The 13,748-nt window shown below is 44.1% G+C and carries 13 protein-coding genes; 7 read left to right on the forward strand and 6 right to left on the reverse strand.

The annotated features are described in order from the left end of the window. Positions 1–58 precede the first annotated feature (58 nt). The gene (locus O9H85_RS03705; RefSeq protein ID WP_269879950.1) at positions 59–1,516 is read right to left on the reverse strand and encodes a sodium:solute symporter family protein; all 1,458 of its coding nucleotides are present in this window, start codon (positions 1,514–1,516) and stop codon (positions 59–61) included. A gap of 1,146 nt (positions 1,517–2,662) precedes the next feature. Between O9H85_RS03705 and O9H85_RS03710 the strand changes: the two genes are divergently transcribed. From O9H85_RS03710 to O9H85_RS03740, 7 genes are all read left to right on the forward strand, one after another. Continuing rightward, on the forward strand, positions 2,663–3,484 hold the full coding sequence (locus O9H85_RS03710; RefSeq protein WP_269880149.1) for a MurR/RpiR family transcriptional regulator: 822 nt from the start codon (positions 2,663–2,665) through the stop codon (positions 3,482–3,484). A 49-nt stretch (positions 3,485–3,533) separates the two neighbouring features. Beyond that, entirely contained in the window at positions 3,534–4,199 is a 666-nt protein-coding gene (locus tag O9H85_RS03715) for an N-acetylmannosamine-6-phosphate 2-epimerase (protein WP_269879951.1), read from the forward strand. Continuing rightward, positions 4,196–5,092: an ROK family protein gene (locus O9H85_RS03720; RefSeq protein ID WP_269879952.1), complete on the forward strand. Its 897-nt coding sequence runs from the start codon at positions 4,196–4,198 to the stop codon at positions 5,090–5,092. The genes O9H85_RS03715 and O9H85_RS03720 overlap by 4 nt, the downstream gene beginning before the upstream one ends. A 12-nt stretch (positions 5,093–5,104) precedes the next feature. Then, entirely contained in the window at positions 5,105–6,475 is a 1,371-nt protein-coding gene (locus O9H85_RS03725) for an ABC transporter substrate-binding protein (protein WP_269879954.1), read from the forward strand. 1 nt (position 6,476) lies between these two features. Then, positions 6,477–7,334 carry a carbohydrate ABC transporter permease gene (locus tag O9H85_RS03730; protein WP_269879955.1) on the forward strand — a complete coding sequence of 286 codons (858 nt, stop codon included), beginning with the start codon at positions 6,477–6,479 and terminating at the stop codon, positions 7,332–7,334. Between the two features lie 8 nt (positions 7,335–7,342). Then, positions 7,343–8,167, forward strand: a complete 825-nt coding sequence (locus O9H85_RS03735; RefSeq protein WP_269879956.1) for a carbohydrate ABC transporter permease — start codon at positions 7,343–7,345, stop codon at positions 8,165–8,167. Between the two features lie 75 nt (positions 8,168–8,242). Next, the gene (locus O9H85_RS03740; RefSeq protein WP_269879957.1) at positions 8,243–9,208 is read left to right on the forward strand and encodes an acetylxylan esterase; all 966 of its coding nucleotides are present in this window, start codon (positions 8,243–8,245) and stop codon (positions 9,206–9,208) included. 259 nt (positions 9,209–9,467) lie between these two features. Here O9H85_RS03740 and O9H85_RS03745 read toward each other — a convergent pair whose 3' ends face one another. The 5 genes from O9H85_RS03745 to O9H85_RS03765 all read right to left on the reverse strand — a co-directional run bounded on the left by O9H85_RS03745 (position 9,468) and on the right by O9H85_RS03765 (position 13,655). Next, entirely contained in the window at positions 9,468–10,715 is a 1,248-nt protein-coding gene (locus tag O9H85_RS03745) for an MFS transporter (protein ID WP_269879958.1), read from the reverse strand. A gap of 46 nt (positions 10,716–10,761) precedes the next feature. Then, a complete protein-coding gene (locus O9H85_RS03750; RefSeq protein WP_269879959.1) occupies positions 10,762–10,947 on the reverse strand; it encodes a hypothetical protein in 186 nt (61 codons plus the stop codon). 201 nt (positions 10,948–11,148) lie between these two features. Continuing rightward, on the reverse strand, positions 11,149–11,349 hold the full coding sequence (locus O9H85_RS03755) for a twin-arginine translocase TatA/TatE family subunit (protein WP_269879960.1): 201 nt from the start codon (positions 11,347–11,349) through the stop codon (positions 11,149–11,151). Continuing rightward, the gene (gene tatC / locus O9H85_RS03760) at positions 11,342–12,100 is read right to left on the reverse strand and encodes a twin-arginine translocase subunit TatC (RefSeq protein WP_269879961.1); all 759 of its coding nucleotides are present in this window, start codon (positions 12,098–12,100) and stop codon (positions 11,342–11,344) included. The genes O9H85_RS03755 and tatC overlap by 8 nt, the downstream gene beginning before the upstream one ends. A 19-nt stretch (positions 12,101–12,119) precedes the next feature. Further along, a complete protein-coding gene (locus O9H85_RS03765; protein ID WP_269879962.1) occupies positions 12,120–13,655 on the reverse strand; it encodes an amidohydrolase family protein in 1,536 nt (511 codons plus the stop codon). Positions 13,656–13,748 lie beyond the last annotated feature (93 nt).

Raw genomic sequence — 13,748 nt, forward strand, 5'->3', positions numbered from 1 at the left:
TTAAAAAATCAGCGTTCCCATTACAATGCAATAGGAACGCAAGTATTGGTACCGCTTATTAATCTTGATCGAGTGCTTTCAGCATGTTTGTTACTGGCAAAGGCACATTCTTATTTCTATTGAACAGGCCGATACCTACATACAATACTAATGTTACTGCAATTGGTGTTATCAGAAGAGTCGCTTGGCTGCTGACGAACACATATTTCAATAAAGCAAATGCCACAAGACCGCCTAACCAAGAAATGAAAGCCGCCGATGGCCCACTATTTCGGAAAGCAGGCAACAGTCCAAAGAGCATCGGAACCGATGTTGGTCCAATAAGGGCCTGGAACCATAACAAAATAAGGCCAAGCACTCCCCCGAATTGACTGGAATTTGCGGCGATTACCATAGTCAAAAATACAAATATGAAAGTCGTAATTCGTGCCGCTTTTAGAGAACCTTTTGATATTTTTTTCGAAATTACCGGCAATATGTCTTGGGTTACTACTGCCGAAATTGCATTTGCATCCGAAGTTGTCATAGCCATTGTATGACTAAACAATCCTGCAAGTACGAGTCCTATCAATCCCGGTGGCAGCAACGTTGTAGCAAGAATGGCATAGGATTGACTTGGATCCTTCAAGTTAGGCAAAAGTAAAGGCGCCGCCCACATCGGGAAAAACAATACAAGTGGCCAAATCAGGTATAAAACGGCAGAAAGAATGGCTGATTTGCGGGCATCCGAGCCTGTCTTTGATGCCATATATCGTTGTGCCAAATTCCAAGTACCACCGTTGTAGCTAAGCATATTGGAGATAAACAACGCAAGAACAAATACGCCGGTATACGGTCCGTTAAGCAAATGTGAATGCTCTGGAGGCAGTTGTGACCAAATACCAAATAAAGAACCCATCCCGCCTAATTTAATGATAACCACAACAAACAAAACGATACCGGCAACAAATTGGATTATAAATTGTGCAAAGTCGGTTAGTGCATCGGCCCAAAGACCGCCTATAGTTGAATATATGAGTGAAACTCCACCCGAGAGCAAGATTCCGACGATAAGCGGCATTCCTGTAAAGACCTGAAGAACAATCGCAATCGCCGTCCATTTTGCACCAACATCAAATATTTTTAAAGCGACCCCGCTCCAAGCCAACACCTGTTGTACAGGAAGATTGTATCTCGTAGTAAGGTATTCCATAGGTGAACTTATTTGATATCGATCACGCAAGCGTGACCAGCGTGGCGCAAATATAAATGAGCCGATAAAAATAGCTACGCCGATCGGAAAAGCCCACCAAACATACAAAGTGAAACCATTTGTATAAGCAACAGCAGCGTATCCGACAAATGCTACCGCACTATAACCGGACATATGGTGAGAAATACCAGAAAGCCACCATGGCATTTTTCCTCCTGCTGTAAAGTAATCTTTTGTATCGTGAACCTGTTTGTGAGACCACATCCCGATACCTATCATAACCAGAAAAAATAACGCTAAAATAACCCAATCTAATGTTGACATTCCTTGCACCTCCTGCAAATTTAAAAGCGTTTCATAGCAATCTGGAAAAGATATCGGTTATATCCATTCATTCGCCGCGATAAAAGTTGCGTCAATGATCCGTACTCGAAAATCGGTGAGCGACGCGCTCTCCCGATCTAAGAACATCTGCCGCCGACTTTCTTCATCTAATCTTACTTTTTTGATCGTTGCTGATCGTAAAATCCGCAACTTGCGGATAGTTAAACGTAATGTGCCCGTTCTATCATATATTATTCAGATCATTTCGAGCGGGTATAGCTTCAGTAATTCAGAATATCGCTTACATTCATTCGAATGAAACTTCTTCAAGGAGAGGTGCAATGATAAGTCCGTCTACCCTTCTGCCTTTCATTGCCTGAAATTGGTCTTCATAGCTGCTGTATAGAAATACTGTATAACCGTTTTCATCGGCGACCTCCTACACCCGTTTGGTTTATTAGACAGATCGGAAAACAAATCTGTTTTCAATAATATAATATATATGAATTGAAGTGGAAATGTCCACTATTATATTTTCAAATGTAGGAGTTTTTCTCCATTTTTCTTAAAATCATAATTCTGAACCCGAATAAAGGAAATAGGCTTTGGATATTATATTGGGGGATGGAACATTAATTCCAATTGACCGGCGTTTTGATCAAGAAAGGGCTGGAGTAATTTTGGCGTGACAGATTTTTGCATTATCCAATACTATGATGGTCTTTACTGACAACGTTCTGCAAAAACGACAAAAACACCTGCGCATCGGTATTGCTCATGTTCTTCTCAGCAAATATCATCTGTTACGTAATCAAGTATAGCCAGTAACTCGGTACCATGGTGCTTTGGAAAACCAGGTGCTCATTAACGCCTGATAATCTCGAATCATGCTTTCATCTTCAAGCAAGTTCCGATCAATTTCTTTTGAATACTTCCTACTGCCCAGGATTAGCTTTGGCCATGGTATCACAGAAAAATGGAGAAAAGCTCCTACATTAGTAAAAAAAATAGTGGACATCTCCACTTCAATTCATATATATTATGAATACAGATTGGTTTTCCGATCTGTCTACCGATTCAATCATTAATGATTACGCTTTCTAAGGAGGGGATTCTATTAATTATACAAGCGACCTGCAGGCTAAAATTAACAGCTTTATGAATGCGTTTTCGAAGTCGGAAAAAAGGGTGGCGGAGTATGTTTTGGATCGGATCGATTCGATTATTTACATGTCCATCACCGATTTATCCGAACAGGTTAAGGTTGGAGAAACGACAGTGCTTCGTTTTTGCCGCAAGCTTGGATTTAAAGGATATCAGGAATTTAAGCTGGCTGTTGCCAAAGATACGGTCAACCCTCTATACAAACTTCACGATGACATTGACGAAAGCGATGAATTGCAAGTAATGATTCAAAAGTTATCTGCAGCTAACATTCGAGCTCTTCAAGATACGTCGGGATTGATCGACAGTAAACAATTGGATAGAGCGATTGGAATGATTGTCGGTGCAACCAAACTGCATTTTTATGGAGTAGGCGTTTCCGGAATGACTGCGCAGGATGCCAAAGCCCAATTTTTACTTATCGGGAAATTTGTTGATGCCATATCCGACTCTCATCATCAGGCAATGGCAGCCGCTACTTTGACAAGTCATGATGTCGTTGTGGGCATCTCGATTTCAGGCAGCACCAAAGATACGGTAGACGCATTGCGAATTGCCAAGGAAAATAGCGCCCAAATTATAGCGATTACCCATTTTGCACGTTCGCCCATTACCAAATACGCTGATGTTGTCCTCCTCACTGCCGGGAAAGAAAACCCTCTGCAAGGCGGATCGTTAGCAGGCAAAATCGCACAGCTGCACCTTATCGATATGTTGTGCACCGGGGTAGCGGTTCGAACGAGGGAAAAAGCACTTTACTACAAGGAAAAAACGGCTAAAGCGGTTGTGGACAAAAAGTTGTAATCTCAGAATTGCGACAAAAGAATCAATTTTGCAGGAAGGAGTTGAAAAAATGCTTGAAAAAATGAAAGGCGGACTTGTCGTTTCCTGCCAGGCCCTTCCCCACGAACCATTGCACGGCTCTCATCATATGGCTGCTATGGCTCGGGCAGCTAAAGAAAGCGGTGCTGTAGGCATTAGAGCTAACGGCTATGAGGACATTCGTGAAATTAAATCGAAGATTGATCTGCCGATGATCGGTATCCTCAAATTCAACGACCCGTCATATGATGCGTTTATTACGGCAACGAAAGAGCATGCAAAACTGGTGAGCGATGCGGGTGCTGATATTATCGCTGTGGATGCAACCGCACGCAGCAGACCGGTTCCTTTTCCTGAATTAGTTGTATATATAAAGCAAACTTTGGGGAAATTAGTAATGGCCGATGTATCTACGTGGGAAGAAGGTGTAGAAGCGGAACGTGTTGGTTGCGATATGGTTGGAACAACTTTATCTGGATATACCGAAGCTACTAAACATCGGACAAATCCGGATTTCGAATTGATCGAAACGTTAGTAAATAAACTGAAGGTCCCCGTTATTGCAGAAGGTGGAATTCGTACACCGGAACAAGCCAAGCGTGCAATCGATCTGGGTGCATTTTTTGTTGTTGTCGGAGGCGCGATTACCCGCCCTCAGGAAATTACCGCAAGATTTGTGGAAGGCATAAAGCGATGAATCTGGCGCTCGGTATTGATATCGGCGGAACCAAAATTCGCGGGGGATTAATTAATAATGATGGTCAGGTCTTACAAATCCTGGAAATGCCTACCGAAGCCGACAGAGGCGGGGAACACGTTGTTTCTCGAATCGAACGTTTAATCGGGGAACTGATGACGGAACAAGTGTGCGGCATAGGGATTGGCGTATCCGGACAAGTCGGGCTCGATGGCACAATTCTTTCCGCAACCAAAACATTTCCGGGATGGGCCGGGATAGCTTTGCAAAAACGCATTGCGGATCGGACGAAGCTTCCTGTTCGGGTCTTAAACGATGTACAGGCGATGGCGTTGGGTGAACTTCATTACGGGGAAGGAAAAGGGATCAGGGAATTTCTATGCCTCGCCTTGGGAACAGGCGTAGGCGGTGCTATCGTATCGGACGGCAAATTGGTACGCGGGGCGAATGGAGCCGCCGGGGAAATGGGACATTCGCTTTTCATCGCCGGAGGCAGGCAATGCCCTTGCGGAAAAAAAGGATGTCTGGAAGCGTACCTTTCGGGAACCGCGTTGGTCAAGCGCTACGAAGAAATGACGCATTCCCAAAAAAACGGCCAGGAAATTATAGCAGATGCTCTGAAGGGGGAAGCTTCGGCGGAAAGGCTCATTCGCCAATTTATAGAGGAATTGGCGCAGGCTGTCTCCTCCCTTGTCACAGTATTCAATCCGTCAAAAGTGATTTTGGGCGGAGGGGTCATAGACGGGATTCGGCCGTTCTTGTCCGGTTTCCAAAATTCCGTCATACGTCTTGTAAGCGCAACCGCCGCAAAGGATTTATCCGTCGTATGCTCCTCGGTAGGAGATAACGTCATGCTGATGGGGTCTGCCGGATTGCATTTTAACAATAATTAGGGGGATATAAAAATGAGATGGACAGGGAAAGCATCTTTGGCGTTAGTGTTTGCTGCAAGTATTTCTTTGGCCGGGTGCGGGAAAGCGCCCGGAGCTGCACCCGGAGGTAACACTGCAGCCGGAGGTGCTGCACCCGCAAAACAATCAATCAATATGCTTTATTGGCCCGGGCCTGAAAGCGATGCCATGCAAAAGGTTGTAGCCGATTACAACAAAGGCCAGGGTACTCAAGATGGTGTCGAAGTAAAAATGGCACCGGCTCCTCGCGAAGGGTTCTGGGAAAAAGAAGCTGCAATGATGTCGGCGGGTAACAAAGATGTCGACGTTTATATGACAGCAAGCTATAAAGTCGGAGAACAGCAGAATAGCCTGCTTCCTTTAGATGATAAACTGGGAAACGGCCTAAACCTATTTCTCAAGCCTACATTAGATTCACTAAAAGTTGGCGGCAAAACATACGGGATTCCTATGGATGTCTCCAACCATTTTATGTATTATCGCAAAGACTTGACCGATAAGCTGCTATCCGATCCCGCTTGGCAAGCTAAATATAAAGAGGTCAGCCAAAAGGTAGTCGGAAAAGCGCTAGACCCGAAAAAACCGGATGATTGGAACTGGGATGATTTTACAGCTACGGCGGCCTTTTTCACGAAAAGCTTGAATGCTGATTCGCCTACGCAATATGGCACGGCCCTGCAGGGAAAAAATCTCGAATATAATGTGCAGCTCTGGGACGATGTGCTCTACTCGATGGGCGGTACATGGTTTAAAGACGGCAAGGCAAACTTCGATACTCCGGAAACCAAGAAAGCGCTCGCGGTGTATGCGAATATCATGAAACAACAGCTAAGCCCGGCTTCCGCGTCGACTTTTGAATATCCGGAAACGAACCAGGCTTTCCAAACCGGTAAAGCTGCCGTCATCCTGCAATGGAGTGCGGCGTACCACGAACTGTCCGACAAAACCAAGAGTCCTCAGGTTTATGACAAAGTGGCAATCGCTCCGATTCCTGGCGACAAACATGCGACCCACATCCATGCTCTTGCAGTGGGTATCAACAATAAATCCGATAAACAGGATGCCGCATTAAAATGGATGAAGTATCTTAGCACTACAAACGCAATGAAAATGTATGCGCAAAATGGAGGCATACCTTCGGTTTCCGATGTGCTCAATTCGATGAAAGATACACGGCCTGAATTCCCTTTCATCGCGACTCACGTTGACAAATACGGCTTCGTTGAGGATACCAGCGCCAATGTATTCCCTATTTTGGGAATATTGGCAAAAGATTTTTCGGCTGCATGGGCCGGACAAACCGATGTAGACAGCGCAGCTAAAACCGCCCAAAAAGACGTGACTGCATTGTTGGAGAAAAAGTAATTTGTTTAACGCGAAACGCGATGCTTATGTAATGATTATCCCACTCGTACTGGTGGTGGTGGCACTTGTTGCCTTCCCCACCCTGTACGCGTATTACGTCAGTTTTCACGAAAGCCTGTTGTCGGGCGGCACAGGTGCATTCAACGGGATAAGCAATTACATTCATATTTTGACCAATAAATCTTTCTATGGTTCCATCGGTTACAGCGCCATGTTCGCTTTGCTGGCGACTGTTATTGAATTAGTCGTTGGCACCGCTCTTGCTATATTGATGAACAGGGAATTTAAAGGAAAAGGAATGGCCACCAGCTTGATTTTGCTTCCCATGATGGTCGCCCCATCCTTATTCGCTTTGATTTTCAGGCTGACACTGAATGAATTTGTAGGGATCATTCCGTATTATTTATCCAAATTGGGCATCACCACTAACCCGTTCGACCCTAGTGTGGTGAATATAACTTTACTGACCATCGATGCGCTGCAGTGGGTTCCATTTGTATTCATTATCGTTTACGCAGGACTGACGATAATTCCGGATGAAATTTACGAAGCTTCCAGGGTAGACGGAGCCAACGCTATTCAAAATTTTATCAGTATTACGCTTCCGATGCTTGTTCCGACTATAGCCATAGCAGCCTTTTTGCGCGGAATCGATGCGTTTAAAGTTTATGACATGATCTATATGTTGACTAACGGGGGACCGGGGGAGTCCACGACAAGCGTAAGTTTATTTATTTATAAAAAAGCATTTTTGGACGGCAATATCGGAGAAGCCACGGCGGCGAGCATTTTGCTTACTTTTGTTTTGGCCCCGCCCCTTAGTTTGGCTACGAAGTATGTGTTGAAGAAGGGGGGGTAAACAGCAACATGCTGCGGATGATTAAAAAATGGATGTTTTGGGTTGTTCTTCTGCTTGCCGTCTTTACGTTAATCTCGTCATTGCTGCTTACGTTGATAACATCGTTTAAAACGGAAGCAGATATTACTTCCTTTCCACCCAAATGGATTTTTACGCCGACATTGGAGCATTATCAGAATGTATTTTATGGTTCGGGATATCCGTTCGGGCAGTTCTTCTTGAACAGTTTTCTCGTTTCCGCCGGAGCCAGCCTTTTGACCGTGCTAGTATGCTTTCCTGCAGCTTACGCCATGGTAAGGTTTCGCGTAGGAATCAAAAGATTGTTTCCTTTTGTAGTCAGTCTCAAACTATTGCCGCCTATCGTTTTTGCCATACCCTATTTTGTAATGTTCCAGTTTCTCGGATTGTTGGATACAAAGCCGGGTCTCATATGGGCTGCGACATTGATGAATATTCCGTTAGCTATTATGCTGATCGTCGGGTTTATTCAGGAGCTGCCGATAGAAGTTGAAGAGGCTGCAATTATCGATGGTTGTTCCAGTTATGCAGTGATGACCAAGATTGTGTTTCCGCTCATTGCACCCGGAGTCGCGTCATCGGCCATCCTGAGTTTTATTTTCTCTTGGAACGAATTTTTGTTTGTCCGCATTTTAAGCGATGTGAAAGCAATGACAGTGACCGTAGGATCGAGCTTGTTCATTCAGGCTTACGGTATTCGTTGGGGAGATATTGCTTCCGCCATCGTCCTGTCAGTGCTGCCGCCTCTCCTGTTCACCTTATTTGTGCAAAAGTATTTGGTGAAAGGACTATCGATGGGGGCTGTCAAGGGGTAAAACGTTTCTATTTATATTGCGGTAAGTTTTATAAAAAAATATCATATTATTTGTTTATTCGGGAGGAAAGTGAAGATGGTGCTACAGCCTTATGATTTACCGTTAAGCGATTTGATGACGTATCAACCGGCTTTGACTGGTCAACCTGATTTTGACGAGTTTTGGAAGAAGGCATTAACACAACTGAGTGAGATTCCGCTGCGTTACGAGCTTATTCCGCACGATTACCCGGTGAACGGGGTTAAGGTGTATCGAATCCAATTTTCCGGTTTTCAACATGCTAATATAGACGGATGGCTGGTTTTGCCCGACAAGGCAGGGCCTCATCCCGGCCTTGTCATGTATCATGGTTATAACTGGGCGCTTGAGGGAAATCTACTTGATACAGTGAATATGGGTCTGCATGGTTATGCGACACTCCATATGCTTGTCCGCGGACAGCAAGGCAACAGCGTCGACAACGTCATTTCTTCGAACGGGGCGACAACGGGATGGATGACGAAGGGCATCCAAAATCCGGAGGAATATTATTACCGGGCGGTTTATATGGATGCTGTACGAGCCGTAGAAATTCTGGCTTCTCTCGAGGAAGTGGATGCCTCGCGCATTGGAGTGACCGGAGGAAGCCAAGGAGGAGCATTAGCTCTTGCTGCGGGAGCGTTGTCGCCGATTCCAGCGGTAGTGTGTGCAGACTATCCTTTCTTATCGCATTTTGAAAGATCCATCGATATTGCGTCCCGAGGTCCATATCACGAACTGAATGAATATTTTCGTCGTTATTCCGATCCGCGCATTGAGGAGCAGGCGAAAAGAACTTTGAGCTATCACGATATCATGAATTTGGCTCCGCGTGTTCAGTGCCATACTTGGATCTCTGTAGGTTTAATTGATGATCTTACGCCGCCTTCCACCATATTTGCGGTGTTTAACCATCTAGGCTGTTCAAAAGAAATTTCGATCCATCGCTATTTCGGACATGAGTTTACACCAGGGGCTCATGAGCAGAAGCTAAGAACATTGCTAACCTATTTACAAAAATAAACAGTCTTTCGATTGGATAAATCGTTCTAAAATTAAATTGGCATCCGAAATGTTCATGCATATTTTGGATGCCCTTTTAATTTTGATAAGAATTTATAAGTTTTCGTGGGCTTATAGCTTCGCATCAACCTTGATAAACGCGCTGGTTCTTGTAAGACAAGGACGGCGTAGCCGTTTATTCTGGTCTTGTACAGATATTTGAAATAAGTCATGAATTCAAATACTCAGATTTTACAACGAAGGCTGCTTTTGTAAGGCGTCAATTTTGTCGTATTTTGTTTACTCCTACGTTCTGCTTGTCCATTTCCATAGAATTACTGCTTTTATAAAATGAGAATTTCGGAGTCTTAAGCAGTATGGCCACGATTAAAAGCAAAATACCGTTGATCAAAAAAACGATGGGTATAGACAGATGCGTCGCTAAAAATCCCCCGATGACCGGCCCAAGCATGAGTCCCAATTGATTAGCCATTTGGTTTAAACTGAATGCTCGGCCTCGAAAACCGGGATCCGTATTCCTTACAATGGATGCATTAAGTGCAGGAAAAACGGCGGCAAAGAATAGTCCATAAACAAAACGTATAATGCCGAAACCAATTAAATTGCTAAAAATGATTTGAAGTAAATTTCCAATTCCCCCGCCAAGGAGACCGATAAATAAAACTTTACCATCTCCGATTTTGTTTCCAAATTTCCCCCAAAACGGAGCAGCGATCAATGTGGCAACACCAACAGCCGAGAAGATGATACCTGAATTTAAAGACGCAGAGGATTGGCTTGAGCCGAGTTGCAACACATATATAGTCAACAACGGTTCTAAAATCATGATCGATGTGGAAGTAAGAAAGACCAGGAAAAGGATTAATATCAGGTTTTGATTTGAAGCGGCTTCTTTTAAATCACTGATAACACTGGAGCGTTTCGCTGAGGATTTCTTAAAGTGAGGTTCTTTCACCCAGAATAAAGCAATAAGGAAAGCAATAAACGCCATGATGCTTGAAACCATAAAAGTGTCACGAGGGCCTATCCAATGACTTACGACACCGCCAATAAGAGGGCCCACAATAGATGAAGCCGCAGTCGAAGTTGAGATGATACCGAGTGCATAACCGACATGCTTCTCCGGCGTATTGGTTGCGATTAGAGCAATGGCCGAGGGAATATAACCTGCCAATAATCCTTCCAATATTCTTAAAAAAAACAGTTCATAAGGGTTTTGTACGATAAAATACAAAAAATATGTGATCGATAGGCAAAATCCAGCTCGCAGCATCATGAGCTTCCGACCGTATTTGTCTGCTATTGACCCCCAAAAGGGCGCGATGAGTGCGCTGGTCAAAAAAGCGACAGCAAAAATGGTTCCCGTCCAAGCTTCAAGATGATCGGATACACCTAAATCATCCTGCAAAAAAATGGACATAAAAGGAATAGAGACGGAATAGGCCGCACTTATTAAAAAAGATCCAATCCATAATATAAAAAGATTGCGTTTCCAGGAATAAGACATAATTGAAGCACTTCCTTTTAATTTTAGTCACTTATGTGTCATAACACTAAAATGCGGCATTCGCGATAAGATTTACTCCTAGGCCTGATCTTTGTGCAACAGCTTTTTTCTGCAGCTCGGTAGCTTTTTCAGAAGCACTTTCATTTGCTTCTCCCGATGCTGATCCTTGAACCTTAGCAGTTTGTTGCAGTTGTTGTAATTGTTGCCCGGCTTGTACGCTTGATATTTGCATTGTTTCACCTCTCTCATCTAAGGCTCGTTAGTGGTATCTAGTTGTTATTTGTATAATAGCATTTGTACAAGAGAATTTGATGTGAATTCTGTAAAAATATCAATATTATGAAGCGTTAACAAATTGGAATAAACGTTAAAAAAATCCAAGTCAGTTTGTTGGCCTTGGTTCGGCGCTCTGACCTGGATTTTTTGATAAAAATTATTGCAGCTTGTTCGTTTGTTGCTCTTCAGACTTCTTATCCTCCGTTATATCTTCGACGATACCTTTTGTGGAGCTGCGAAATTCTCGAAGAGTATCACCAACCGCTCTGCCGAGCTGCGGTAATTTTGAAGGGCCGAAAATAACCAAAGCAACTATGGCGATAAGGATTAATCCGGGAATTCCAATATTATTAAACATTTCCTTGCACCTCCTGCGTAGTGGTGTCCGTTGAGGAACGCTTCATTTTTTTAGAATACCAGAAAGAGATGATGAGGCTTAATTCAAATAATAAAATCAACGGTACCGTAACCGATAAGTGGGAGACAAAGTCGGGCGGTGAAATGGACGATCCGACGATCACCATCGCCAAATAGGCATATTTTCTGCTTTTCTTGAACTTGACTGGATCGAGCAGGCCTACTTTCGTCAAAAACAAGACGACAACCGGCATTTCAAACGCAACTCCGATTGGAAAAATGACACTGAACATAAATGAAAAATAACGGTCGATTCCATACGTTTCCACTGCACCGATACTGCTGTTGATTTTTGTCATAAAAGAGACCATAGACGGAAACACCATAAAATAGCTGAAACAGACTCCAAGCAAAAAAAGCAAAAATGATGCGGGTACGAAGGTCAGAGTCCCCTTCGCTTCCTTTTCGGTTAAGCCGGGCTTTACAAACGCCCAAATGTGATATAGCGCGAGCGGCAGTGTAAATAGAATGGAAACCAGAAAAGCGCATTTCATATAAATAAACAAGCCATCTGTCATCGAAAATACATTCCACTCGATATTCACTGCGGCCGGCTGATTTTTAATGAACAACAGAATATTGGGTGACTCATATAATCCGGCGCAAAGTGTAATAAAAAACCAAATAATAATATACACAAGTCGTTTTCGAAGTTCAGAAAGATGGTCTATGAACTCGCTTTGGTTATCCATTCGATTCACCTGCCATCAATTAGAATTGAGGAGTCGGACCAAATTTACTAAGAACATATTCTGTAGATGCGTTTGCCAAACGGCGAACGCGATCCAGGTCGACATTCAATAATTGCCCATTCCGCTTCATGGCTTTCCCGGCGACAAATACGGAATCAATGTTGCTTGGGTTGGCGCAAAGTGTCACCAAACCAATAGGATTATTAACAGGAGTAAGATTAAGATCGGTGCTACGAACAAAAATCATGTCCGCTTGCTTGCCCGGAGCCAAGGTGCCGATTTTATGATCCAAGTGCAGAGCGCGTGCGCCTTCAATCGTTGCAAACTCAAGCGCATCCCTGGCAGAAAGACTCAGCTTGCCGACATCTTTTCCGCTTTCCAAAATTTTTGCATTCTCAATGGCGCGAGTTACTTGCAATGCAAATTTCATTTGGGAGAACATATCCGGTCCGGTAGATACCACAACATCGACTCCCAGCGAAGGACGGTATCCTTGCGCGATATATCTTCCGACGGCCGTCCAGCCGTGTCCCATCTGTGATTCCACTTCGGGAGTTGACGATAAGGAACCGCCGCTTTCACCGATTAACTTAAGCTCCTCATCCGTAAGCGTCGTTGCATGGACAAAGTTCAAATCCGGACCGAGCAGATTGGCGTCACGCAGTTGAAGGACGGGTTTCTTCTGTACGCCGGCGATTCCGACGCCAACGTGCATCGAAGCGATCACTCCCAATTCCCGGGCAAACATAATATCTTGTCTTGTGACATCTATAGATACGAATTCCGGCCCACGAATGGCTAAAGCCATCGTCAACAATTGATCATCGGAAGAAAAATATTGCTGCTTGATGCGTCTGGCATCCCACGGATGCATATAAGTGCTGTCGGGAGACCAATAAGTTAAAATGTTCGTAATTGGTGTGCCGTGGGCAAATACGCCACGAATTCCGGACTCTTGCAGCCCCTGGATCAGGGCGTCGGCATGCTCAGGGGTATTGATCGCAGACCAGTCCAGCATCGTCGTAACTCCTGCATTAAGAGCCTCGAGCGCTCCCAGAAGATCGGCTATATAGGAATCTTCAGGCCGCAATTTACCCCCAAGCTCTTGAAAATAAATCGTGTTCAGGTAGGTGCCAATCGACCAGTCGGTACCGATTCCCCGAACAAGAGCTTCCCACACATGGCGATGGGTGTCTACTAAACCAGGCATTACGATCATACCCGATGCATCGATGACTTGAACTCCCGAAATGTCCATGTTCGGTTTAATTGCTGTAATTTTACCGTTCTCCACCAAAATATCTGCATTCATAAAATCCGGATCTGATTTTTCTAACGTGATCACCAAACCGTTTTTCACCAAAAAACGGGACTCCGTTTCCAGGTCTTTTGGTTTCACTTTATCTGCCGATTTATTATCGGCAGCCGCAGCTTTGACTCCTAACAGATTGTTAACGATTCCGCCGCCGATGACTGCACCGCCAACCGCCAGAGATGCGTTTTTCAAAAATTTCCTTCTTGAAGGATTAACCGGTATTTTCTTTTGTTCATCCATCTAATTCACCCTTTTACAATTAATTTTGAGTTGATTCAATTGCATTGCTAACCATGAACGGGTTCATTATTCTTAAGTTCATTCACATCCTTT

It is taken from the genome of Paenibacillus gyeongsangnamensis (genome assembly GCF_027533625.1).
Classification (GTDB): domain Bacteria; phylum Bacillota; class Bacilli; order Paenibacillales; family NBRC-103111; genus Paenibacillus_G; species Paenibacillus_G gyeongsangnamensis.